This is a genomic window from Marinobacter sp. F4206, assembly GCF_019392195.1.
Taxonomy (GTDB): Bacteria; Pseudomonadota; Gammaproteobacteria; order Pseudomonadales; family Oleiphilaceae; genus Marinobacter.
In genome coordinates this window covers 94,213-117,197 of record NZ_JAHXKI010000002.1, presented here as the reverse complement: position 1 = coordinate 117,197, position 22,985 = coordinate 94,213, and the positions used below count along the sequence as shown (strand labels likewise).

Here is a 22,985-nt window from a genome sequence, read left to right as displayed (position 1 = left end):
TCGGGAGTGTCTTGTTAATAATAGTGTAATAGCCCGTGCCGGTCAGAATTACTGGTTAGCCTGGATCAGGGCTATGGCGTTATCCAGCATTCGGTTCGAAAATCCCCACTCATTGTCGTACCAGGCCATGACTTTTACGTGACGGCCCAATACGCGGGTGTGGTTGCCGTCGAAAACACTGGATAGGGCATTGTGGTTGAAGTCTACGCTGACCAGTTTCTCCATGTTATAGCCGAGAATGGGGCTGGTCTCGGCCGCCGCCCTGACCGCCTCGTTGATTTCCTCAACGGTGGTGTCCCGGCCGGCGATGAAGCCGAAGTCCACCAATGAGACATTGATGGTGGGGACCCGGACAGCCAGGCCATCGAGTTTGCCATCGAGTTCCGGTATCACCTTGCCAATGGCAGCGGCGGCCCCGGTTTTGGTTGGAATCATCGACTGCGTAGCCGAGCGGGCACGGTACAGGTCCGAGTGGAAGACGTCGCTGAGTTTCTGGTCATTCGTGTAGGAATGAATGGTGGTCATAAGGCCGCTTTCGATGCCCACGGTCTTGTGCAGAGCTTCAACGACGGGCGCCAGGCAGTTGGTGGTGCAGGAGGCATTCGAGATTACGTCATGCTCTCGGGACAGGATCTGATGATTGACGCCGTAAACCACGGTAGCGTCGGCGTCAGGGGAGGGGGCAGAGATGATGGCTTTGCGGGCTCCGGCTCTGAGGTGCGCGGCTGCGGCATCGCGTCGGGTGAAGAGGCCGGTACACTCGAGCACGACGTCGACATGGAAATCCCGCCAGGGCAATTCTTCGGGATTGCGAGCGGCGGAAATGGCGATGCGGTCACCATTCACCGTCAGTGATTCCGCATCGTGGCCTACCACGCCTTCAAAACGACCGTGGACGCTATCATACTTGAGCAGATGTGCATTGGTTTCGGCATCACCAAGGTCATTGATCGCCACTACCTGAAGCTGCTTCCGGTACTCGTTTTCATAAAGTGCCCGGAGAGCATTGCGACCGATCCTTCCAAAGCCGTTGATTGCGATGCGGATAGTCATCGTCCGACTCCTCGGTTGTTGGTTTTGTCGTTTTCCTTATTTTGTGTAGTAAATAATACAATAAAAGTGGCTTTTTTGAACGTATGGCAGCTGATAAATCCGTAAAAAGAAAGTAAAGTTACGTCTATGTAGGCGTCCAACCAGTCAGTTTAATGGAGCTCATCATGCACCCGATCGTCGACAAGGTTACACAGCGAATCATTGACCGCAGTCGGTCCAGCCGGCAGGACTATCTCAACCGGATGAATGAGCTGAAAGACCAGTCCCCCCATCGGAGCAGCCTTTCGTGCGGAAATCTGGCGCATGGTTTTGCAGCTTGTGCTCCCGGCGACAAGGACGCACTGAAGTTCATGAACAAGGCCAACGTCGCTGTCGTGTCTGCCTACAATGATATGCTTTCGGCCCACCAGCCCTATGAAAAGTTCCCGGATATTATCCGGGAGGCAGCCCACGGCATGGGGTCAGTCGCCCAGTTTGCGGGGGGCACGCCGGCCATGTGTGATGGCGTAACCCAGGGGCAGCCGGGTATGGAACTCAGCCTTTTTTCCCGCGACACCATTGCCATGAGTACCGCAGTGGCGCTGAGTCATAATATGTTTGACGCCACCTTGCTTCTGGGGATCTGTGACAAGATTGTTCCCGGGCTGCTGATTGGCTCCCTCAGCTTTGGTTATCTGCCGACCATCCTGGTTCCGGCCGGTCCGATGCCGTCGGGTTTGCCAAACAAGGAGAAGCAGCGCATTCGACAGCTTTATGCCGAAGGTAAGGTTGGGAGGGATGAGCTGCTGGAGGCCGAAAGCAAGTCTTACCACAGTCCCGGTACTTGCACGTTCTACGGCACGGCCAACAGCAATCAACTGCTGGTGGAGGTAATGGGGCTGCACCTGCCCGGTGCCGCCTTTGTGAATCCCGGTACCCCGCTTCGGGATAGGCTGACCCGGGTGGCGACGGAGCAGGTGATTCGATTGTCCAAACCCCATGGCGGCGAGCTCGGTCTGGGCGATATGGTTGACGAGAAAAGCATCGTCAATGCGCTGGTCGCCTTGCTGGTGACCGGCGGATCAACCAATCACACCATTCACTGGATTGCCATTGCCCGCGCCGCCGGCATCATCATCGACTGGAACGACTATGCGGAGTTGTCCTCGGTGGTGCCCTCCATGACCCGCATCTATCCGAACGGCCAGGAAGATGTGAACGCCTTCCATGAGGCAGGCGGCACCCCGTTTCTGATTCGTGAGCTGCTGAATGGCGGGTATCTGCACAACGATGTCGAGACTGTGGTGGGGCACGGTCTGGACCGGTACTCCCGGCATCCCGTCCTGGAGGGTGATAACCTGGCCTGGCAGCCGGCACCGGCGAAAAGTCTGCGTCCGGAAGTGCTCAGTTCGGCGGCTGAGCCCTTTGCCCCGGATGGGGGATTGCGTGTTCTGGATGGCAATCTGGGACGGGGGGTTATCAAGGTGTCGGCAGTGGCGGAGGAACACCGCAGAGTGGAAGCCCCGGCGGTGGTTTTCGATGATCAGAACGAACTGAAAGCAGCGTTCGATGCCGGCGATCTGGACAAGGACTGCATCGTCGTTGTGCGCTTCCAGGGGCCAAAGGCTAATGGTATGCCGGAGTTACACAAACTGACCCCCTACCTGGGCGTCCTTCAGGATCGGGGTTACAAGGTCGGTTTGGTGACCGACGGCAGAATGTCCGGGGCCTCAGGCAAGGTGCCCGCGGCTATTCATGTCTACCCGGAAGCGCTTGATGGCGGGCCATTGGCTCGGGTCCGGGACGGTGACCTGATCTGCCTCGATGCACAGACTGGCCGTTTGAGCGTCGAGGTTGACCATCACGAGTTTGTAGAACGGGGTTCGGTCAAAGCTGACCTTAGCGGATACCATCACGGTTACGGTCGGGAGTTGTTCGGCTGGATGCGCCGTTCTGCGAGTACCCCCGAGGAGGGCGCCAGCTTTTTCTGGAATCATAACGCATGACCGCAGATCATTACGCCCTGGTAGGGGATATTGGTGGTACCAACGCCCGGTTTGCACTGGTCGAGCAGGGCAGTAGCCGGCTGGAAGCCGTTGAAGCCCTGCCATGCAGGGATTACGGCAATTTCGAGGATGCCGTGGTGGACTACCTCAGGCGCGCCGGCGTGGCAGCTGTTTCCGAAGCCTGCTTTGCGGTGGCCTCTCCGGTGAGCGGTACCCGGGTACGGATGACCAATAACCACTGGTGCTTCGACACCGACGAGATCCGGTCCCGGTTTGGCTGGCAGTCTTTCAAGGTTGTAAATGACTATACGGCCATGGCGCTGGGCGTGCCTCACGTTGGTTCAGATAGGCTGGTTCATGTTTGTGGCGGGCCGGGCGATGCCCGCGGGCCCCGGCTGGTGATGGGCCCGGGAACCGGCCTGGGTGTCTCCGCTCTGGTGCCCATTAGCCACGGCTGGGTGCCCCTGATGACCGAAGGTGGTCATGTGGACTTTGCGCCCACCGACGATACTGAAATGGCCGTCCTGCGCATCTTGAAAGCCCGCTTTGGTCGTGTGTCCGTGGAACGGATTCTGTCCGGCCAGGGGTTGCTGAATCTTTACCGGGCCCACGCGGAAATCCAGGGTGTTGCCGCTCCGCTGGACGCGCCGGACAAAGTCACCGCGGCGGCACTGGGACAGGCGGATGCTTTGGCACGTCACACCTTGCGGCATTTCTGCGAAATTCTGGGACGGGTTGCCGGCAATGCGGTGCTGACGTTGGGCAGCACCGGCGGCGTCTATCTCTGTGGTGGCATCCTGCCCCGCTTTCTCGATTTCTTCCTTGAGAGCCCCTTTCGGGTGGGCTTCGAAGACAAGGGTCGCATGCGCCCACTGGTCGAGCGTACTCCAGTCTATGTGGTGACCGAGCCCCACACCGGTCTTCTGGGTGCGGCTGAGGCGCTGGGGAATCCGGAGGTCTAATCCATGCCGGCGGGCCTCGGCGCTGATTACAGATAGTGAATCAGTTGCGTCTGGTCTAACCGGTACTGCTGGTTATAAACGCCGTTCTCTGCCCGTTTTCCGGCTGCCAATACCATGGTGACCAGCCCTTTCCTGGGAATTTTCAGCAGTTTTTTCACCCGGCATTCATCGAAGCCTTCCATCGGACAGGAGTCATACCCGTGGGCCCGGAGGGCCAGCATCAGGTTTTCGGCGGCCAATGCGGTTGATTTGGTGGCCCAAACTTTCATTTCATTGGCTGAATAGGGGCCCCTTGGAACCGGGCGGGACAGTCCAACCACGTACCCGGCGGCCTTCTTCGCAACGCCCAGAAGACCCAGTGGTCCCTGGCTGTAATGGATTGGAGCAATCTTGCGGTAGTACTTTTCGACAATCGGCGGGAGTTTCTCTTCAGGCCATTCCTCGACCGCGAGGCGGGCGTGGTTCCGCCATGTGTCGGTGCGGGCAACAATGGCAATCAGGACCGGTGCGGTTTTGGCCGCATTCTGCCCGAGGCAGGCGTCGGCCAGCCTGGATTTCAATTCCGGCGTGCGAACCACATAAAACTCCCAGGGCTGCAAATTGCTTGAGTTGGGAGCGAGTGTGGCCAGATCGAGGCAGTCCGCGAGGACGTCGTCCGGCACCGGTTCGTCCCTGAATCGACGTATCGAACGTCGGCTGCGCACCACTTTTCGAAACTCTTCCACGTTGATGTCCGGGAGAGCGCCTGCCTTAGCATTCATAACGGTTCCTTTTGTGTTCGTGTCGCTCTATGGTTACGGGAAAGTGTGAGTTATGCAATCGCTGGGACGACGATGGATCAATGACTGACAATCTTGCCAAGTTACCCTTCCAGGAACTGGTTCGACGGGTAAGGGCCTGTACCATCTGCAAGGATGTGCTGCCGTCTGGCCCAAGGCCAGTCATCCAGTTGTCGGAGTCGTCTCGCATTCTGGTGGTCGGACAGGCGCCCGGTCGCCGCGTTCACGACACCGGGCTCCCCTTCAATGATCCCAGCGGTGACCGGTTGCGCGATTGGATGGGGGTGACCCGGGACACCTTCTACGATGAGCAGAAACTGGCCATTCTGCCGATGGGGTTCTGTTACCCGGGGACGGGAAAATCCGGTGATCTGCCCCCGCGCCCGGAGTGCGCACCGGCCTGGCGACAGGTTCTGCTTGATCGCTTGCCGGATATTGAATTGACGCTGGTGATTGGCCGGTACGCCCATGCCTGGCATCTGCCGGATGGCGAGGTCTCGGTGACGGGTAATGTACAGAACTGGAAGCGCTTCTGGCCAGACGTGGTGCCAATGCCGCACCCCAGCCCCCGCAACAATCTGTGGTTACGCAGGAATCCCTGGTTTGAAGAGGTCACTGTCCCGGCGCTGCGGGCGCGAATTGCCTCGATCCTGGCAGAGACCTGATCATCAGGCGCTGTGGTGCATGGCTGTTTCGTGCGGATTCGCTCCTTGCTGCCTCTGAAGAAAGTGATCGAGGTTTTCGACATCCTGCTCTGTCGCGTAGAGCCCCTGTTTGGTGCGGCGCCACAGTATGTCTTCAGCGTCCATGGCCCATTCGGCTTCAGTGAGATAACGAACCTCGGTGGCGTAAAGCGTGCCCGCGAAATGCTGGCCGAGATCCTCCATCGAGCTGCAGTCGCGCAGGAAGGCGTAGGCGCTGGTTCCATAGGTTCTCGCATAACGGCTGATCACGTTCGCCGGTAACCAGGGGAAGTCATGCTGCAGGCGGGCCGACAGGTTTTCCTGGTTGTCGAAATCGCCTCCCGGCAGAACGGCGTTCTTGGTCCAGGGCCCCTTTGCCTGCGGAAAGAACTGACAGAGTTTGTCGGTGGCCGCCTCCGCCAGTTTCCGGTAGGTCGTGATCTTTCCACCGAAGACCGAAATCAGGGGCGCCTTGCCCGGATCACTGCTGACTTCAAAGGAATAGTCCCGGGAGGCTTTGTGTGCGTTTTCCTCTTCGCCGTCCATCAGGGGACGAACGCCGGAATAGGACCAGACAACGTCATCAGCGTCGAGTTGACGCTTGAAATGTGCGTTCACGATATCGAGAAGGTACTTGGTCTCTTCCGGGGAGATTCGCGCCTGTTTGGGATCTCCTTCGTACTCGACATCCGTCGTGCCTATCAGTGAAAACTGGTCTTCATAGGGAATCACGAACACGATGCGCTCGTCCTCGTTTTGCAGGATGTAGGCTTCGGTGCCTTTGTTCAGGCGGGGCACAACGATGTGGCTGCCCTTGACCATGCGAATGGCTCTGGGCGCAGGCATAGAAAAGGTCTCACCGAACAGTTTGCTCACCCAGGGCCCGGACGCGTTGACAATGGCCCGGGTGGTGACCATTTGTTCGGTGCCGTCCCGCGTATCACTGAGCGTCACCTTCCAATTGCTGGTGCCTCGCTCGGCCTTCACGCATTTGGTCCGGGTCATGATCCGGGCGCCGGACTGCTGGGCCTTTTTTGCCGTCAGTACGACCAGCCGGGCGTCGTCTACCCAGCCATCGGAATATTCGAAACCTTTGGTAAGCTCGGGTTTCAGCGGGTCGGAACTGTCGAACCTGATTGATCGGGAGCCGGGCAGCAGCTCCCGCTTGGCCAGATGGTCGTACAGAAACAGTCCGGTCCGGATCATCCAGGCCGGCCGCAGGTGAGGGCGGTGAGGCAGCCGGAAGCGCATGGGCCACATGATGTGCGGAGAGTTCCGGAGCAGTGATTCACGTTCGGAAAGCGCCTCGCGGACCAGTCGGAACTCATAATGCTCGAGGTAGCGCAGCCCACCGTGGATCAGTTTGCTGCTGCTGGACGATGTGGCCGAGGCCAGATCATTCATTTCACAAAGCAGAACCTTGAGACCACGCCCTGCCGCATCCATCGCGATGCCTGTACCGTTCACGCCGCCACCGACGACAACAACGTCAAAGGTGTCCTGTTCCTTGGTCATGGCTGGTCTTCTCCTTCCTCTCTGGTAATAGTGCGACCCTGCGTTGCACACTTTTCATTCGATTTCGAGCATTATGCGAAAGTCTGAAATATTCGTAAAGGAAAAATAAGAAAATAAACGAACATTCTGGGTTGGATCAGAGGGCGCTACACAGGGCGCGAGAGTTCGCATTCAGACGATGTGAAGTTTGACGTCGTGTTCGGTCAGCAGTTGGCGAATGTCCAGTGGAGGCTGGGCGTCGGTGAAGACGTGATCGGCCTGGGTGATGTTGCCCAGGCGAACCATGGCATTGCGGCCGAATTTGGTGTGGTCTGCGGCAAGGAGGACCTGATCCGAATTGGCGATGATTGCCTGGGCCACACGGACCTCCCGGTAATCGAAGTCGAGCAGTGAGCCATCGTCGTGGATGCCGCTGATGCCGATGATGCCGAAATCCATCTTGAACTGATTGATAAAATCACGGGTGGCCTCACCCACGATACCGCCGTCTCGATTCCGGACCTCGCCACCGGCGATGATCACGTGGAAATCTTCCTTGGCAGAGAGGATGGAGGCGACGTGCAGGTTGTTGGTGACAATCTGGAGATTGTTCTTTGCCAGTAGGGCCCTGGCGATCGTCTCCGTGGTGGTGCCAATGTTGATGAACATCGAAGCGTTGTCGGGGATCATTTCAACCAGGGCTTCGGCAATCCGTTCCTTGGCCTCCAGGTCCATAATCTTGCGGGCCTGGTAGGCCGTGTTGACCGTACTCGAGTCGATACCCGCACCACCGTGGTGGCGGCGAAGCTTCTTTTCCCTGGCCAGTTCGTTGAGGTCGCGGCGGATGGTTTGAGGCGTTACCTTGAATTGATCGACCAGTTCCTCCGTGGTTACGAATCCATTCTGCTGGATCAGCTCCATGATCAGGTCCTGTCGGCGACGCTGTGCCATTCACACTTCCTCTGCCTTGGTAATGTTCTAACGCGAAATCCGAACCGCTTCGAGCGAATCCTCAAGTCTAGTGATTTTCAGGGGGTTATGCAGCCTTTGATGAGGCAGGCCTCACCAAAGGTCCCGACCTTTTGATCATCCTCAAAGTGTCAGCGGCTTGCCAGCCTGAGCACGCCGATCCTCCCATTCCGCACGGGTTTGGGTTGCCTCATTTCCCGGCATCGAATCGATGATATTGAAGTAATCGGAGCTGTACTGGTCGGCAACCACCGTGTTGCGGGGTTTGACCTTGACCACATACACCGTCTGTTCGTTCTGGTGGTCAAATTCACGCCATTGCTGCTCGTCTTTCAGGAACGTATAACGGTGCCCCTCGAGAGCGGCCCGGACACTGGAGGTGTTGGTGGTGCCGGCCCGTTCCACGGCTTCCTTGTACTGATACACGATGCTGTACGCCGATGCAGCGGCAGAGGATGGCCGCATTTCGTAGCGACTTGAGAAGGCTTCGACGAATTCCTTGCCCCGGGGGTAATTTTTCTCGTAAGGCGCGTTCCAGACCCAGGGCGCGCCACCGACGATGCCTTCCATGATGGTGGGGCCGACCTGGCGGGCCATGCCCAGGGTCAGGTTGGGCACCACAATCTGGACTTTGTCGGTCAGGCCCATCTCGTAAGCGACATTCAGGGCACGAACCATATCGTCCCCAAACAGGACCAGCATCAGCACCTTGGCGTCACTGGCCGCCGCTTTTTCCAGTGCTTCCCGGAAATCATTGATCAGTGCCCGCGGAAATGGAGTCTTAACGCCAGGGTGATGGGTGGCGTTTTCGGTCTCGGAGAACTTGCGCACTGATTCCTCAACGGACCAGCCCCAGGTGTAGTCGGCGGTAATGTAGAAGTATTTTTCACCGGCGTGGTTGCGCTTGAGATATTGGCTGAGCGCCTTGGCGGTCATCCAGGCATTGTAGGGCTCCCGGAACATATGCCCATGGCCTTCGCTGCCGGTGGTGGCGTTGGAGTAGGTCAGTGTTCCGAAATAGAGTCGATCACGGTCCCGGGCCGCCTTGCCGGAGGCAATGGCCACGGCGCTTGAGACACCACCGAAGACCATCTCCGCGCCTTCTCGGTCGATCATCTCGGCGGTATTTTTGGCCCCTTGTGCCGGTTCCCCGCGTGTGTTGCGGATGACCAACTCCAGTTGCCGGCCCATAACGCCGCCGGCTTGGTTGATTTCGTCCACGGCGAGGAAGGTGCCGAGTCGTTGTTGCAAACCCTGATCCTTGTAGCGCCCGGTCTGGGGATAATTCAGTCCGATCTTCAGGGTTTCAGCGGATACGGTGGTTACTGCCAGCAATAGCAGGCAGGCAGAAAAGACTGCTTTTCTGAAAGTCATGGATGTTAGCTCCAGCATGCCGCACCGGGTCAGCATGGCGCGGCTGGTTCTTTGTTATTTGGTTCTTGACCGGAGCTAAGTTTCCGTGGCTAACGACAGGTCAACAATGGGACTTAGGTTGAAGATTGGGTAACAAATTGTAGGCCCTGAAAAGGGCCGTTGTTCCCCGGGTTGTGGGATTCCAATGGCGCGCAGGCAATCCCTGTCATCTCAGTTCTGACCGTAGACCCGTTCGCCGTCGAACCGGTAGTAGCCGGCGGCTTCCTCGGAGCGGATGACTTCGGCCATGTCCTCACCGAACATCTCTTCCGCTGCCTGTTCCAGCGTTTCCTGTCGCTCGGGGCCTTCTTCGTACTTGGCCATGATCGCTTCCCGTTTCGCCTGATAGCGATCGCCCTGGCTCCAGCGTTCGTCACGGGTTCTGTCGAGTTCACTCCAACGGTTCAGCGCGGTTTCCTTCATGCCAAGCTCAGACCGGATTGCACGCAGAGTGTCGTAACGTTCTGGGGCTGACTGCTGATGAAGGGTTTGCTGAACCGATGACAGAGTGAGGAACCTGTCGGTCAGTTCCTGGCGCCGGCTTTCCAGTAGCCGGTTGGCCTGCTCGCCAAAAGCCTGTTCGATGGCTGCGTGGTAAGCCTGTGCTTTGCGAACGGGGGTGCCGGAATCCGAATTAATGCTCTGCAGAGACTGGGCGAGGGCCCGGTTTTGCAGTTCCGCCTGCCAGATAATCTCGGCCTCATCGCCAAACAGTTCCCGCCGCTTGGACCAGATGAAATCCCGGCGTTCGTCGGGTGTCATGGCTCTCAAAGCGTACCGTTCCCGCTCCATGAAGGTCTGATAGGCGAGTAGGGAAGTCATCCGCTGCGTCAGCGCCTCATGCTGATTCGGGAACCAGGCCTGTAACAGGGCCAGCATATTCTCACGCCAGTGCTCCGGATCTATCTGCGCAAGGTAACGCATCAGCTCTTCCAGCATGCGAATCTGGGACTTCGGGTGCGCCAATTGCGCCCCGTATTTTTCGAGCAGCTGGTTTCGGACCTGATCAAGATCACTGTTCTCTGGCGCCACCGACGGCGCCGGCTTTGGAGCCGACTGGGCGGAGGTGGTCTCTGCGGTTTGGGCGGCTGCAACGGTCGGAGGTGCGCTTTGCTTGGGTTGCTCGGCATCCGGAATGAACCAGGCGGCGGCAGCCAAGCCGATTGCCAGCGCACCCAGGGTCAGGCTTTTTGTTTTGGTCAGCGTCATGTTGTCCCGTTTCCGTTATTTTTGTGGTGTTCGGTCGGAGTCTGAGGTCTAGCCTGCCGTGAGTTCGATGGCGTGCCAAGCGTTATTGGCTAAACGTGGCTCGCGGATCTACAGAGACGTGACAGCAATCACGCAACCCCTGCGATATATCAGATAAAAAGGTAGGGTCTGCATTTCGCAGACGCCTCGGTAGTCTGGACGGCGTAGTTTTTCCGTCTGCGCCGCGAGGATTCAGGGACCGAATATGGGGACAGGGACACCTGCCCGCGGGGATGTCGGCGATATGCCAGGCCCCAGACACGCAGTACCGTGGTTAGGCTCACAACAAAAACAAGAGGCTAACAACAATGAAGAACCCAAGTACCCTGAAAAAACTGGGCGCGGCTGCTCTCATTGCAGCAGGCATCCTCTCCGCACCGCAAGCCATGGCTCGCGACGCAGACCTGACTCAGTATCCGGTGGTGTTCGCCCATGGTATGGCCGGCTTCGACGACATTCTCGGTTACGATTACTGGGGGGACGATTACGGCACCTTCGTCCTCGACCCCTGTGACAAGCTGTTTGAGTCGAACTGCAATGGCGATATCAATGACAATCAGCGCAGTTTTGTCTCGGCAGTGACTCCGTTCCAGAGTTCCGAGGTTCGTGGCTACCAGCTTGCCAATAACATCGAGAGTTACATGGCAACGTCGGGAGCCAGTCGAGTGAACATTGTTTCGCATTCACAGGGTGGCATCGATGCCCGCAAGGCAGCGCGACTGCTTCGTGAGCGCAAAGGCTACCGGGTCGTGGAAACGCATGTCAGTATTTCCTCACCGCACCGGGGTTCCCCCGCGGCAAAATACATCCTGGATTATTACGCCAATTCGGTTACCGAAACCCTGGCAAACTACTTCGGCGACATCGTTTACAACAGTGGCAACGATGCCATAGCCGGTGCCAAGCAACTGGTCTACAACGACTACGATGCCAACGACGGTGTTACCACCGGTCTGAAGGCGTTCAACCAGAAATACCCATCGAGCACCAGCTATGTCGCCAATTCGGTATCGCTGATGACTGCCCAGGATGGTGGCAATGTGAATCCTGCGTTGTGGTTGTTGTCCGAACTCATCTACGACATTGACGGAGACGGCTACTGCTACGACGACTGCAACAATGACGGCGCAGCGGGCCAGGGCGATGGCAATCCCAATGAGCGGGATGATGACGGCGTGGTCGGCATCAACAGTCAGCAGCAAGGTTATCGCATGGAATACGCGGAATGCTGGGGCTGCCTGGACTATGTCTGGGAGCGAACAAACCTGGGTTATGTCTCGGATATCAACCACCCCAATAGCACCCAGATGACCTCGTCGGCCTATGTCATCAACCAGGACCACCTCGATGTGATCGGTGTCGGTCCGGACACCTTCGACGAGATGGAGTTTTACGCCGCAATCACGGACTACATTGCGGATCGCGGAAACTGACATCAACAGCCGTACCCGTTGGGGTCGGGAGCTTTAACGCCCGGCCTCAACATAGTGCATTGCCTGGCCAGGAAATAATCGCTGTGCATCAATGCGGTGCGTTTCTATGGCCTGTTCCTTCCCTAATGTGACCTTCGACGCCCTCGGATGAGCCGAGAACGTTAGTTTCCTACCACCAGTCGTATTCGGCCTGAACCTTGCTAAAAGTTCCTGCATTCCGGTTTGACTGCACCGGCATCGTGCCGTGCAGTCCTGGCGTACGGATTGGAGGACGCGTGAATGACCCTGAAAAGTGAAACCATGAAACTGACCGGTGAGGAGCGGAGCTGGCTCCCGGTTTGGGGCTCGACGGGCAAGCTGGCCATGGGCTGGTCCTGTTTCCTGAACAGGAGTATGTACGGCACCAACGAGCAGATTTTCGAAAGTATCGCCCGGACGCGGCGAGACGCGCTGATTGCCTGGGCCGACCACAAGTGGGCTTTCATGGAGTCGCTGGCGGCCCGTCTCGATGGCCAGGCTGAGGAAAGCGCAAGGGAGCTCGTTCAGGCGTCATCTGAACGACTTCGGGAGATTTCCGAACTGTTCGTGGTGGACGAGGACGGTGTCGTTCTGGAATCGTCAGCGCCCGGGCGTCGCGGTAAGCGGGATTTGCCCCAGAAGGCGGTTCAAGCGGGTATCCGCTCGCGACTTTTGCATGGTCCTTACAGGGATCAGGCCACCCTGGAACTCGGTGCTACCACATCCCGCTTCCACGATGCCGTAACCTTAATGTTCTATCAGCCGGTGACGCTGAACGCTGGGCGACCAGCGGCCATCTGTGCACGTATTCCCAATGACGTGATGAGCGACCTGATCCAGCGCGAAGCGGGGCACGTGTTCGAGGAATCGGGTGACAATTATCTGTTCATGATTGACAGCAAGTTCGATAACACCATCCTCGCGGGGACGGCGTTATCCCGGTCCCGTTTCGAAGACGCCACGTTCAGCCATGGTGATAATCTGAAAGATGGCATTCGAACGGGGTTCGGCACGGTGGGTGTGCGTGAACACACCGAATTCGAGATTCGCTTCACCGACCCGGCCACGGGGCAGTTGCACCCGGGCGTCCGGGAAACCATTAGTCGCGGTGAGAATTTGTATGTGAAATACCCGGGTTACTCGGATTACCGCCATATTCCGGTGATTGGCAAGGGCGTGACCTTTCAGATGCCCGGCTCGCCGGACCGATGGGGCATGATGTGCGAAGGCGATCTGGAAGAGGTGTACCGTCGGCGCTCCATATCCTGGCGTCTTTCGGCCCGTATGACGGTCCTCATGAGTTTACTCTGGGCCATCAACTTTGCCCTCGCGTGGAGTGGAGTGCCGCTATGGTTGGAGGGCGCGGTGAACGCCCTCGCGGCCCTGGCCATGATCATGCTGTTCCGGGTGTCCGCGGCAAAGCCCCTGTCTGAAAAGCTTGGCGCCATGGCGGACGTGATCCGGAATATTGCCGAGGGAGGCGGCAACCTGCGACAGCGTATGGACCTCTCCCGTATGCGGAGGGACGAAACCGGTGACCTTGCCCGCTGGATCAATAGTTTCATCGACAGCCTGGACGGCATGGTGGGTCAGGTGATCTCGCTGGCGGCTGATTCGCGCCAGGCCAGCGATCAACTGATGGCCCAGAACCGGCTGGCGGACGAAAGAATCCGTGAGGTTCTCACGCACATTGACGACATGGTGCGAGGCGCGACGGAGCAGGAGAATGAGATCCGCAACGCATCCACCACCGCACAGGAAATGCGCTCGGGCATGGAGGATGTGGTGGAGCGGGCGCGGGCGCAGTTCGCCCGGGTCAGCCAGGAAACCCAGAGTATCCGAGAGGTGATCAACCGGTCGGCCGTAGGGATTCGGGCGGCGAATGATCGTACCGAAGAAATCAGCAAGACTGCGCTGGTGATTAACGACATCGCCGCCCAGACCAATCTGCTGGCTTTGAACGCGGCCATTGAGGCCGCAAGGGCGGGAGAATCAGGCAGGGGCTTTGCGGTGGTCGCCGACGAGGTCCGGCAGTTAGCCAGCCGAACCGCCCAGGCCACCAAGGACATTGGAGAACGGCTCGAGGGCGTCCAGGAGGAAACCCGTCGGGCGGTGGTGACCATGGAAGAGGGCATGTCCGAGATGGAAGAGCGACTGCAAAAGGCAGAGGCCGCTGCCGACGACAATTCTGCGCTTCACCACATGGTTGAAAAGCTGTTCCGTGCGATTTCCGGAATCGAGGATACCAACCATCAGCAAAGTAGCCAGACCTCGGGTGTGGCCGAGAGTGCGTCGGTCATGAACGGCGTCATTGAGCAATTGACGCTCAGTTCGGAGCGCACTCAGGCTTCGGCCAATAAGTTGCAGAGACTGACTGGTCAGTTCCAGGTCTCGGCGGAGGTCGCCTGACCGACGCCAGTCTCGTTGCCGATTCAGGTTCGGCCAGCAGCCGGGCGGGCCAGGGCGATACCGAGGCTGACCAGGCCGGAGCCGGCCAGCGCGCCGACGAACGGCATCAGGGTGGGAATGCTGCCCGGGAAGCTGGCCGCCTCCAGTCCTGCCATGACTGAGCCGCCGGCAATCCAGCCGGGGAGCACGGCCCCCAGAAGACCGGCCAGCCCACCAAAAATGGCGGCGGTTGTGGTCATCCGGGACCACAGCCCCATCAACACGGGCAGCACCGCCGTTGCACACAGCAGATCAGCAATGAGGAACAGCCTGAGCACCGAGATGCCCTGCAGCGCCACCAGCACTACCGGGACCATCAACGCCACAGTGATCCAGCGGGCGGAGGTAATGGACAGCCCGCGCTTTTCCGTCACCGCCAGCGAGGCCAGTGCGTTCTGCAGGGTGTCTACCGAGGATGCCACCAGGGTTATCGCCAGAATCAGGGCCGGCAGGGTCAGCCAGGCTGGCGCCTCGCCCAGCAAGGCAAAGAACGGAATCGGGGGATTGCCAAGATCGGCGCCACTGAGCGAGGCCAGGATGCCGAGTCCGCCGACGACGGCGACCACGAGGACGGTGATCAGTCCACCCAGAGCGGCACCACGACTCAGGCTGCCGGTATCGCGGGCCGACCAGAGTCGCTGCCAGTACCCCTGATGGAACAGGTTGGCGGCCGTCACCGCAATGATCAGGGTGAGCGCGACGCCGAGAGCGCTGGTCGCGGGTACATCGGGTAAACGTGAAGTGGAAACCTCGGGCAGCTGCCCGAGCCCGACAAAGCCGACAATGGCCAGCAGACCAATCAGCAGGAAGGCCTGCCATTGGTCGGTCACAATGCTGGCTCGCAGTCCGCCCCAGGCGGTATAGATCAGGGTGGTGAGCGCAACGCCAAGTACCACAAGATTGCCGTTAATGCCGGAAAGCAGGGAGGTGATCGCACCGATCGCCGTGAGCTCTGCGGTCAGGAAGCACAGCATGTACAGTACGGAGATCAGCGACACATGGTGGCGAACACCGCGGCCGTAACAGGCCTGGGCAAACTCACCGATGCTGCGGCCTTCCGGTAGTAACCGACGGATGGCGGGCCCGCAATAGGCAAACACGATGAACGGCAGTGCCGCGCCAATGGCGTAGCCCGCCAGCGCCAGGGGGCCGACCAGCGCACCGACCTCCGGGGGCGCAAACAGAATCCAGCCACCCATGCCAGACGCCAGAAAAGACAGACCCAGTGCTCTCGCGCCCTGGGTATTGCGAGCAGTTACGTAGTCGTCCAGACTGCCATCGGCGAGTCGGGCTCTCAGGCCCAGCCAGGTAAAAATGAGCAGCGCAGCGGTTAGCGCTGCCACGGTGGTGTAGAACATCCCAAATCTCCGCCGGTCACAGGGCAGGCAATAGTGCCATATCCCGCTGTCAGCGGCGAGTCCGGGGCGCTCTGGGCGGCGTCACGTTTCAGTTTTTCGTCGCTTCTTCGGCTTTCACCCGGACGTAACTGCCGGGCGCGTCCTCAATAGCGTTCAGATTTCCATCCCCCGGGACGCGCGCAGGAACCGGCTCGCCGGCATACTGGCCCAGCCAATCCAGCCAGTGCGGCCACCATGAGCCAGGATGGTGGTTTGCGCCGGCAAACCAATCGTCGGCGTCGGGCGGCAGGGCGTCGTTGGTCCAGAAACCGTACTTCTCCTTGTATGGCGGGTTCACCACACCGGCGATGTGACCGGAGCCCGACAGTACAAACCGAACGTTGCCGCCATGGACGCAGGCCCCTTTGTACGTGGCCTTCCACTTGGCAATGTGATCCTGGCGGGCAGACAGGAAGAAAGAAGGCAGATCAATTTCCGACAGGTTGATGGATTCGCCGGACAGGGTCAGGGAATCCGGCTTGATCAGCCGATTGTTCAGATACATTTCCCGCAGGTAGAAACTGTGCATTCGGGCCGGGAGGTTGGTGCCGTCGGTGTTCCAGTACAGAATATCGAACGCTGCCGGCTTCTCTCCCTTCAGGTAATGGTTGGTCCAGAATGACCAAAACAGCTCGTTTTCCCGCAACAGATTGAAGGTAAAGGCCATGGCCCGGCCATCCAGGTAGCCTTTGCGTTGCAGCATCCGCTCGATACCGCTGACTGAATGGTCGTTAATGAAGACGCCGATGCCACCCGGATCGGAGAAATCCAGCAGTGTGGTCAGATAGGTAGCGCTGATCACCGGATTCCGGCGTTTCTTTTTCAGCCAGGCCAGGGTTGACCCCAGCAAGGTGCCGCCGATGCAGTAACCAATGACGTTCATGCGCTCCTCGCCAGTGGCTTCGGTCACCGCCGCCATGGCCTCAAGCGGGCCTTCTTGCATGTAGTCTTCCCAGCCTTTGTCGCGCAGCGAAGGGCCGACATTACGCCAGGAAATCATAAATACCGTCTGACCCTGGTTAACCAGCCACTGAATGAACGAATTGCGGGCCGTCAGGTCGAGAATGTAATACTTGTTGATCCACGGTGGCACAATCAGCACGGGCTGTTTGCTGACCGTCTCGGTTGTGGGCGTGTACTGGATCAGCTGCATCAGCTCATTCTGGTAGACCACCTTACCCGGAGTGGTTGCCAGGTTTCGTCCCACCTCAAAGGCCGAGCGGTCGGTCATTCCGACATTGAACAGCGACGGGTTCTGGCGCAGGTCTTCGATTAACTGGCGGCCGCCGTCGACGAGATTCATGCCCTTGCGTTCCCACGTTATTCTGAGTACCTCGGGATTGGTCGCAGGATAATTTGACGGCGACAACGCGCTGGTGAGTTGCCGGGCGTAGAACAGCATCTGATCACGACCACTGGTGGGGAGTCCCTCCATGTGCTCCACCCAGTTGAGAAAGGTCCGGGTATTGATCAGGTAGGCTTGATGCAACACATCAAAGGGTAAATGCTTGCGCCACTCCTCGGCCTGGAAGCGACGGTCATCCTTTTCAGGCTGCACCACCGGCTGCTTTTCTCTGCCGGCCAGTCTGGCCAGGGTGTAGAAGCCCAGGGCCGCATGCTTGCGGCCAAGGTCGAGTTCGGCACTGGCGAAACGTAGCGGATGCAGCAGGAGATCCTCCGCCATGGTGCGGTACGCATCCGACATTTCCGCCAGTGTTGAAAGTGAGGCGTCGTCCATCACGCCGCTGTCGCCGAGCCATTTCTCCAGCTGGTGCTGGCCTTGCCGGAAGTTGGTTTCAAAACCGTTGATCAGATGACGGGTGGTTTTGCTGAGCAGATCCAGACCGAACATAGCATTACTCTCGTTACCAAAGGCAAAACAGCCGGAGCGGGGGTACCCGGACCGGCTGCGCTTTCAACACTGGATCAGGCAGCGGTTTTGCCGCTGGAACCGGACTTGGGTGCTGTCGGTTTGGCTTTAGCCGTTTCGGTCTTGGGGGCGTCGACGGCGTTCTGGATCTGCTCCCGGGCCTCGGTAAAATAGTCCTGCCATGCTTTCCAGTCAGCCGTGAACTGCTCGCTCAGCGACTTCAGGGTTTCCGCCTGATCTCCGGTCAGGGACTTCAGCCCATCGAGGTCTCGCACTTCCGAGACTTTCTTCGCCTGTTCCGTGGCGACATCCGCGTAGCGTCGAAATGCGTCCATTTGCATTTCTGCGGCCTTGCTGAACTGCTCGATCAGGGTTTCATTCAGGCGGGTGGCTTTTTCGAACATTTCATTATTCATGCTGACAACTCCTTTGTTTGCATAACGGTTGAGTGGGTATTCTGCCCGAATTCGCGTTGCACAATTTTGACAGGCGTCAAGCCGAGGTTCGGCTTATGCTTTAGGGTGTGGCATTAATGTGTGAATGCCTGATTTCCCTGTTGGCAGGAGGCGCCTGATGAGTAATCGGAAAGCAGAACTTGAAACCCTGAGAGCAGATTTGAAGGTCAGATTGGCCCGTTTTGAAGCCCACCAACACCGTGAAGACGGTGCCCTGGACAAGGATTTCGAGGAACAGGCAAGCCAGACCCAGAATGATGAAGTGGTGGATTCCCTGGAGACGGAAACCCGTGAGGAGCTGGCCCAGATTGAGCGGGCGCTCGAACGCATCGAAAACGGAATCGGTGATGATTGCGAGTCCTGTGGTGAGCCGATCGATCCTCGTCGTCTGCAGGTCCTGCCGTATACCACCCTCTGCGTTGATTGTGCGGAGGACTGAGCGATATCGACACCAGGGACGGCGCTGATGGATCCGCAACCTGTTTTCCATACCCGAGGCCTGACCAAAACCTATGATCAGGGCGAAGTTCAGGTTCGTGCGCTGCGCGGGGTTGATCTGGATCTTTATGGTGGGGAGCTTGTCGTTATGCTGGGGGCATCGGGTTCCGGTAAATCCACACTGCTGAATATTCTCGGAGGTCTGGATGTGCCCACCTCCGGCGAAGTCAGGTACCGGGATGTTGAGCTGAACAACGCCGGTGATCGGGAACTGACCCGGTACCGGCGCGAACACGTTGGTTTTGTATTCCAGTTCTATAACCTGATCCCCAGTCTGACGGCCCGAGAGAATGTTGCCGTTGTCACCGAGATTGCGACACGGCCAATGGTACCGGAGGATGCATTGGATCTCGTGGGGCTGAAGGATCGAATGCATCATTTCCCCGCCCAACTGTCCGGCGGCGAGCAGCAACGAGTAGCGATTGCCCGGGCGGTTGCAAAGCGCCCGGCGGTACTGCTGTGTGATGAACCAACCGGGGCCCTGGACTCCCAAACCGGCATCCTGGTGCTGGAAGCGCTGGAAAGCGCCAACCGGGAAACCGGTACCACCACCGTGATCATCACCCACAACGCGTCGATCGCCGGTATGGCGGACCGGGTAATTACCCTGTCGGATGGCAATATCAGTGGCGAGCGGCGTAACAGCGAGCGCCAGTCACCACATACTCTGAGCTGGTAGAGCAGTGAATTCCGCGTTGACGACCAAGGTACGCCGGGAACTCTGGCAGATGCGCGGGCAGGTGCTTGCCATTGCTCTGGTGATTGCCGGTGGCGTCGCCGTCTGCGTGATGTCGCTGGTGGCTTATTCCTCATTGTCAGCCACGCGCGGCCAGTATTACGAGCAGTACCAATTTGCCGAGGTTTTCGCTTCGGTAAAGCGGGCGCCGAACCATGTGTTGCAACAGGTGGCTGGGATTCCCGGGGTCAGTCGGCTGACGGGGCGGGTCGAAGGGGCGGCCAAACTGGAAATTCCCGGGTTCACCGACCCGGTTTCCGCCCGAGTGTTGTCCCTGCCCGCCGAGGGGCAACCGGAGGTCAACCGTCTGTTCGTGCGTGAAGGCCGCTTACCGGCCCCGGGCAGGACCGGCGAGGTCGCTGCCGTCGGTTCCTTTGCCGAGGCTCATGATCTTCTACCCGGTGACCGGTTCTCGGCCATCATCAATGGGCGCCAGCAGACGCTGACTCTTACCGGCACCGTGGAGTCGCCCGAGTTCATTTATGTTATCCCGCCAGGCGGCATGCTCCCGGACTTCGAACGCTACGGTGTGCTCTGGTTGAGCTCGGAATCACTGGCGGCGGCCATGGACATGAGGGGGGCATTCAACAGCGTGGTGGCCCGGGTTGAACCCGGATATCCGGTCGCGTCGGTGATTGACGCGCTTGACCGGTTGCTCGACCGGTATGGCGCGACCGGGGCCTTCGCCCGGGAAGACCAGTTTTCACATCGGTTTCTGAGTGACGACCTCGACCAGCTCAAGATCATGGCGACGGTCTTTCCGCTGATCTTCATGAGCGTTGCCATGTTTCTTCTCAATGTGGTCATTAGTCGCCTGGTGAGTACCCAGAGAGACATCATCGCGGTACTGAAAGCCTTTGGTTACGATAATCGACAGATAGCCTGGCACTACAGCCAGCTCGTGCTGACGATAGCCGCCACCGGGCTTGTTCTCGGGATCGGCTTTGGCGTCTGGCTGGGGCGTGGCCTGGGTGAGCTGTACATGGACTTCTACCGGTTTCCGGGGCTACGGTTCCAACTTGAACCGGCCTGGCTCCTGGCGCTCGCCCTGATTACCGTCGTGGTCGCCTGGCTTGGCGGCTGGCGGGCCATCCATCGGGCGGCCTCGCTGGCACCAGCGGAAGCCATGCGACCGGAAGGGCCCGCGAAATTCAGGATCACCCTGGCCGAAAAGTGGCTGTCTGGAATCCGCTTTACCCAGCCCTCCCGAATGATTGTCCGGCAGACGACCCGACGCCCTCTGCGATCCTTTCTGTCCATGATCGGGGTGGCCATGTCCACGGCGATCATCATGGTAGGCAACTTTCAGTTCGATTCGGTGTCGCTCATGGTGCAAACCGAGTTTGCCAGGGTACAGCAGCAGGACCTGACGGCCACCCTGATTGAGCCGGTCAACTCCGCTGCTCTTTTCGGATTGAAGCGCCAGCCTGGCGTTCGTTACGTGGAGGGGCGCCGTTCAGTAGCCGCGAGGTTGGTGAATGGGCACCGGGAGTGGCGCAGCGCTTTGACCGGAATTCCCCAGGGCGCTGAGCTGCAGTTTGTTGTGGACAAGGATCTTGAGTCCGTGAGTCTGCCCGCTGACGGCCTGCTTTTGACGGACTTTCTTGCCAGCGAACTCGGGGTGTCTGCAGGGGAGAGTCTCACGGTGGAAATTCTCGAAGGTGACCGCCGAACCCTGTCTGTGCCTGTGGCCGGAACCACCAGTGAGTTTTTGGGCGTGGGCGCCTACATGAAGCTGGAGTCTCTGAACCGGATATTGGGGGAGGGGCCGCTGATCAACCAGGCCCTGTTGAACGTGGATCCTGCGCTTGCAGACACGGTATACCGGGATCTCCGGGAAACACCCGGTGTGCTGGGTATTGGTATTCGGCAGGCCATGTTGGACAGCTTCTACGAAACGCTGGCGCGGACGTTCCTCACTTTTACCTTTTTCAACAGCTTGCTGGGCGCAATCATCGCGTTCGGTGTGATCTACAACACGATCCGTATATCACTGGCGGAAAAAGGCCGCGAATTGGCTAGTCTTCGGGTGCTGGGGTACACCCATAACGAAATTGCCCACATTCTGTTTGGTGAAATGGCGCTGCTGCTGGTGGCCGGCATCGTTTTCGGCTGGCTCATCGGGCATGGACTGGTCTTTCTGCTTGTTACCGCCTTGCAGACCGAGCTCTACCGGGTGCCTTTGACCATCACAACCCAGACGCTGGCGATGTCGGCGACGGTTGTGCTGGTATCGGCACTGGCGTCGGGAGCGGTTGCCTGGTGGCGTCTCAAGCACCTGGATCTGGTGGCCGTACTGAAAACGAGGGAGTAAAGCAGGACAAGTGTGATGACAGAGAAGCGTTTTACAGGAAGATGGCTATTCTGGGGCCTGTTCGCCGTCCTGGTCGTCGGGGCCATATACCTCACCGTCCGCTCCGATCCGGTATGGGTGGATCTGGTGCCAGCAAGTCGAGGGCCAATGGAAGTCTCGATCACCGAGGAGGGTAAGACTCGGGTCAAAGACCGCTACCTGGTTTCCTCGCCCGTTGCAGGATACCTGCATCGGGTGTCGCTGGAAGTTGGGGATCCCGTGGCACCCGGCCAACTGCTGACCGAGGTGGATCCGATGCCGGCCAGTGTACTGGACGCACGCAGCAGGGCGGAGGCCGAGGCCCGGGTGGGGGCGGCCCGTTCAGCGCTCAATTCGGCCAGACAGAAAGTTGCGGCCGCAGAAGCGGAAGCTATCTTTGCCGCCAGGGAACTTAGGCGATTGCAGGCACTTACCGACAGTCATTTTATCTCGGAGGATCGTCTGCAACAGGCGGAAGCGGCGGATGAAAGGGCGCAGGCGATTTTGCGATCCGCCCGCTTTGACGAGGAGGTGATGGCTCACGAACTGAGTGCGGCGCGGACTCGGCTTGAGGTGTCCGCGGCGAGGGTAACCGGAAACGACGATATTGAACGAGTTGCGGTCAAATCACCGGTCAACGGAGCCATCCTGGAAATAGTCCGCAAGAGTGAGGGCGTGATACAGGCAGGCGAAGCGGTTCTGGAAGTTGGGGATCCGGGCGCACTGGAAGTGGTGGTGGAGGTGCTGAGTTTCGACGCAGTGAAACTGACACCCGGGGTCAGGGTCCGTCTGACGGGCTGGGGAGGCACGACGCTGGAGGCCACCGTGAGACGGGTTGAGCCGGTTGGATTCGAGGATGTATCGGCCCTTGGCGTGGAGGAGCAGCGGGTTCAGGTGGTGGCGGATATAGTCAGCCCGGTAGACGAATGGAAGATGCTCGGTGACGGCTACCGGGTGGACGCCACCTTCGTTCTGTGGGAAGCCGATGACGTTCTCCGTATTCCTGCTTCGGCAATCTTCCAGCACGAGGGGGCCAGTCACGTCTTTCGTGCTGACGAAGGTCGGGCCAGGCTGACACCGTTGGTCACCGGTCGCAGCAATGGCCTTTATACCGTTGTAAAGGACGGCCTGGGTCAGGGGGACCTGGTGGTGCGCCATCCGGACCGGCAACTGGAGGAAGGCGTGCGGATTCGGAGCAGGTAGTGGCCGGTG

18 protein-coding genes are annotated in these 22,985 nt (G+C 58.9%); 9 read left to right on the top strand and 9 right to left on the bottom strand.

The annotated features are described in order from the left end of the window. Positions 1-48 precede the first annotated feature (48 nt). Complete coding sequence (gap, locus tag KZO34_RS02815; protein ID WP_219473197.1) at positions 49-1,053, bottom strand: type I glyceraldehyde-3-phosphate dehydrogenase; 1,005 nt, start codon at positions 1,051-1,053, stop codon at positions 49-51. Between the two features lie 164 nt (positions 1,054-1,217). Between gap and edd the strand changes: the two genes are divergently transcribed. Both edd and glk read left to right on the top strand, forming a co-directional pair. Next, positions 1,218-3,038 (top strand): phosphogluconate dehydratase, encoded by a 1,821-nt coding sequence (gene edd / locus KZO34_RS02810; protein ID WP_219473196.1) that lies wholly within the window; start codon positions 1,218-1,220, stop codon positions 3,036-3,038. After that, positions 3,035-4,000: a glucokinase gene (gene glk, locus KZO34_RS02805; RefSeq protein WP_219473195.1), complete on the top strand. Its 966-nt coding sequence runs from the start codon at positions 3,035-3,037 to the stop codon at positions 3,998-4,000. The genes edd and glk overlap by 4 nt, the downstream gene beginning before the upstream one ends. A gap of 26 nt (positions 4,001-4,026) precedes the next feature. Here the strand turns inward: glk and KZO34_RS02800 are convergent, their stop codons facing one another. Further along, positions 4,027-4,761, bottom strand: coding sequence for a nitroreductase family protein (locus KZO34_RS02800; RefSeq protein WP_219473194.1), 735 nt, complete (start codon positions 4,759-4,761; stop codon positions 4,027-4,029). Positions 4,762-4,841: 80 nt separating this feature from the next. Here KZO34_RS02800 and KZO34_RS02795 point away from each other — a divergent pair, with 80 nt between their 5' ends. After that, positions 4,842-5,444 (top strand): uracil-DNA glycosylase family protein, encoded by a 603-nt coding sequence (locus KZO34_RS02795; protein ID WP_219473191.1) that lies wholly within the window; start codon positions 4,842-4,844, stop codon positions 5,442-5,444. A 3-nt stretch (positions 5,445-5,447) separates the two neighbouring features. Here the strand turns inward: KZO34_RS02795 and glpD are convergent, their stop codons facing one another. From glpD to KZO34_RS02775, 4 genes are all read right to left on the bottom strand, one after another. Then, positions 5,448-6,977 (bottom strand): glycerol-3-phosphate dehydrogenase, encoded by a 1,530-nt coding sequence (glpD, locus tag KZO34_RS02790; RefSeq protein ID WP_219473189.1) that lies wholly within the window; start codon positions 6,975-6,977, stop codon positions 5,448-5,450. A gap of 171 nt (positions 6,978-7,148) precedes the next feature. Then, complete coding sequence (locus KZO34_RS02785) at positions 7,149-7,907, bottom strand: DeoR/GlpR family transcriptional regulator (protein WP_219473187.1); 759 nt, start codon at positions 7,905-7,907, stop codon at positions 7,149-7,151. A 141-nt stretch (positions 7,908-8,048) separates the two neighbouring features. Beyond that, on the bottom strand, positions 8,049-9,299 hold the full coding sequence (locus tag KZO34_RS02780; RefSeq protein WP_219473185.1) for an ABC transporter substrate-binding protein: 1,251 nt from the start codon (positions 9,297-9,299) through the stop codon (positions 8,049-8,051). A 210-nt stretch (positions 9,300-9,509) separates the two neighbouring features. Beyond that, positions 9,510-10,547, bottom strand: coding sequence for a hypothetical protein (locus tag KZO34_RS02775; RefSeq protein ID WP_219473184.1), 1,038 nt, complete (start codon positions 10,545-10,547; stop codon positions 9,510-9,512). Between the two features lie 347 nt (positions 10,548-10,894). Here KZO34_RS02775 and KZO34_RS02770 point away from each other — a divergent pair, with 347 nt between their 5' ends. Then, positions 10,895-12,019, top strand: a complete 1,125-nt coding sequence (locus KZO34_RS02770; RefSeq protein WP_219473182.1) for an esterase/lipase family protein — start codon at positions 10,895-10,897, stop codon at positions 12,017-12,019. Between the two features lie 279 nt (positions 12,020-12,298). After that, on the top strand, positions 12,299-14,446 hold the full coding sequence (locus KZO34_RS02765) for a methyl-accepting chemotaxis protein (protein ID WP_219473181.1): 2,148 nt from the start codon (positions 12,299-12,301) through the stop codon (positions 14,444-14,446). 23 nt (positions 14,447-14,469) lie between these two features. Here the strand turns inward: KZO34_RS02765 and KZO34_RS02760 are convergent, their stop codons facing one another. The 3 genes from KZO34_RS02760 to KZO34_RS02750 form a co-directional block, all read right to left on the bottom strand. Continuing rightward, positions 14,470-15,843 (bottom strand): sodium:solute symporter family transporter, encoded by a 1,374-nt coding sequence (locus KZO34_RS02760; RefSeq protein ID WP_219473179.1) that lies wholly within the window; start codon positions 15,841-15,843, stop codon positions 14,470-14,472. 88 nt (positions 15,844-15,931) lie between these two features. After that, complete coding sequence (locus KZO34_RS02755) at positions 15,932-17,734, bottom strand: PHA/PHB synthase family protein (protein ID WP_219473177.1); 1,803 nt, start codon at positions 17,732-17,734, stop codon at positions 15,932-15,934. 74 nt (positions 17,735-17,808) lie between these two features. Beyond that, a complete protein-coding gene (locus KZO34_RS02750) occupies positions 17,809-18,168 on the bottom strand; it encodes a phasin family protein (RefSeq protein ID WP_219473175.1) in 360 nt (119 codons plus the stop codon). A gap of 157 nt (positions 18,169-18,325) precedes the next feature. Here KZO34_RS02750 and KZO34_RS02745 point away from each other — a divergent pair, with 157 nt between their 5' ends. Genes KZO34_RS02745 through KZO34_RS02730 form a run of 4 tightly spaced genes read left to right on the top strand, consistent with a single transcriptional unit; the run spans position 18,326 to position 22,976 of the window. Beyond that, positions 18,326-18,646 (top strand): TraR/DksA family transcriptional regulator, encoded by a 321-nt coding sequence (locus KZO34_RS02745; protein ID WP_219473172.1) that lies wholly within the window; start codon positions 18,326-18,328, stop codon positions 18,644-18,646. 27 nt (positions 18,647-18,673) lie between these two features. Further along, on the top strand, positions 18,674-19,384 hold the full coding sequence (locus KZO34_RS02740) for an ABC transporter ATP-binding protein (protein ID WP_219473170.1): 711 nt from the start codon (positions 18,674-18,676) through the stop codon (positions 19,382-19,384). A gap of 4 nt (positions 19,385-19,388) precedes the next feature. Next, positions 19,389-21,755, top strand: coding sequence for an ABC transporter permease (locus KZO34_RS02735; RefSeq protein WP_308318760.1), 2,367 nt, complete (start codon positions 19,389-19,391; stop codon positions 21,753-21,755). A gap of 15 nt (positions 21,756-21,770) precedes the next feature. Continuing rightward, positions 21,771-22,976 carry an efflux RND transporter periplasmic adaptor subunit gene (locus KZO34_RS02730; protein WP_219473169.1) on the top strand — a complete coding sequence of 402 codons (1,206 nt, stop codon included), beginning with the start codon at positions 21,771-21,773 and terminating at the stop codon, positions 22,974-22,976. Positions 22,977-22,985 lie beyond the last annotated feature (9 nt).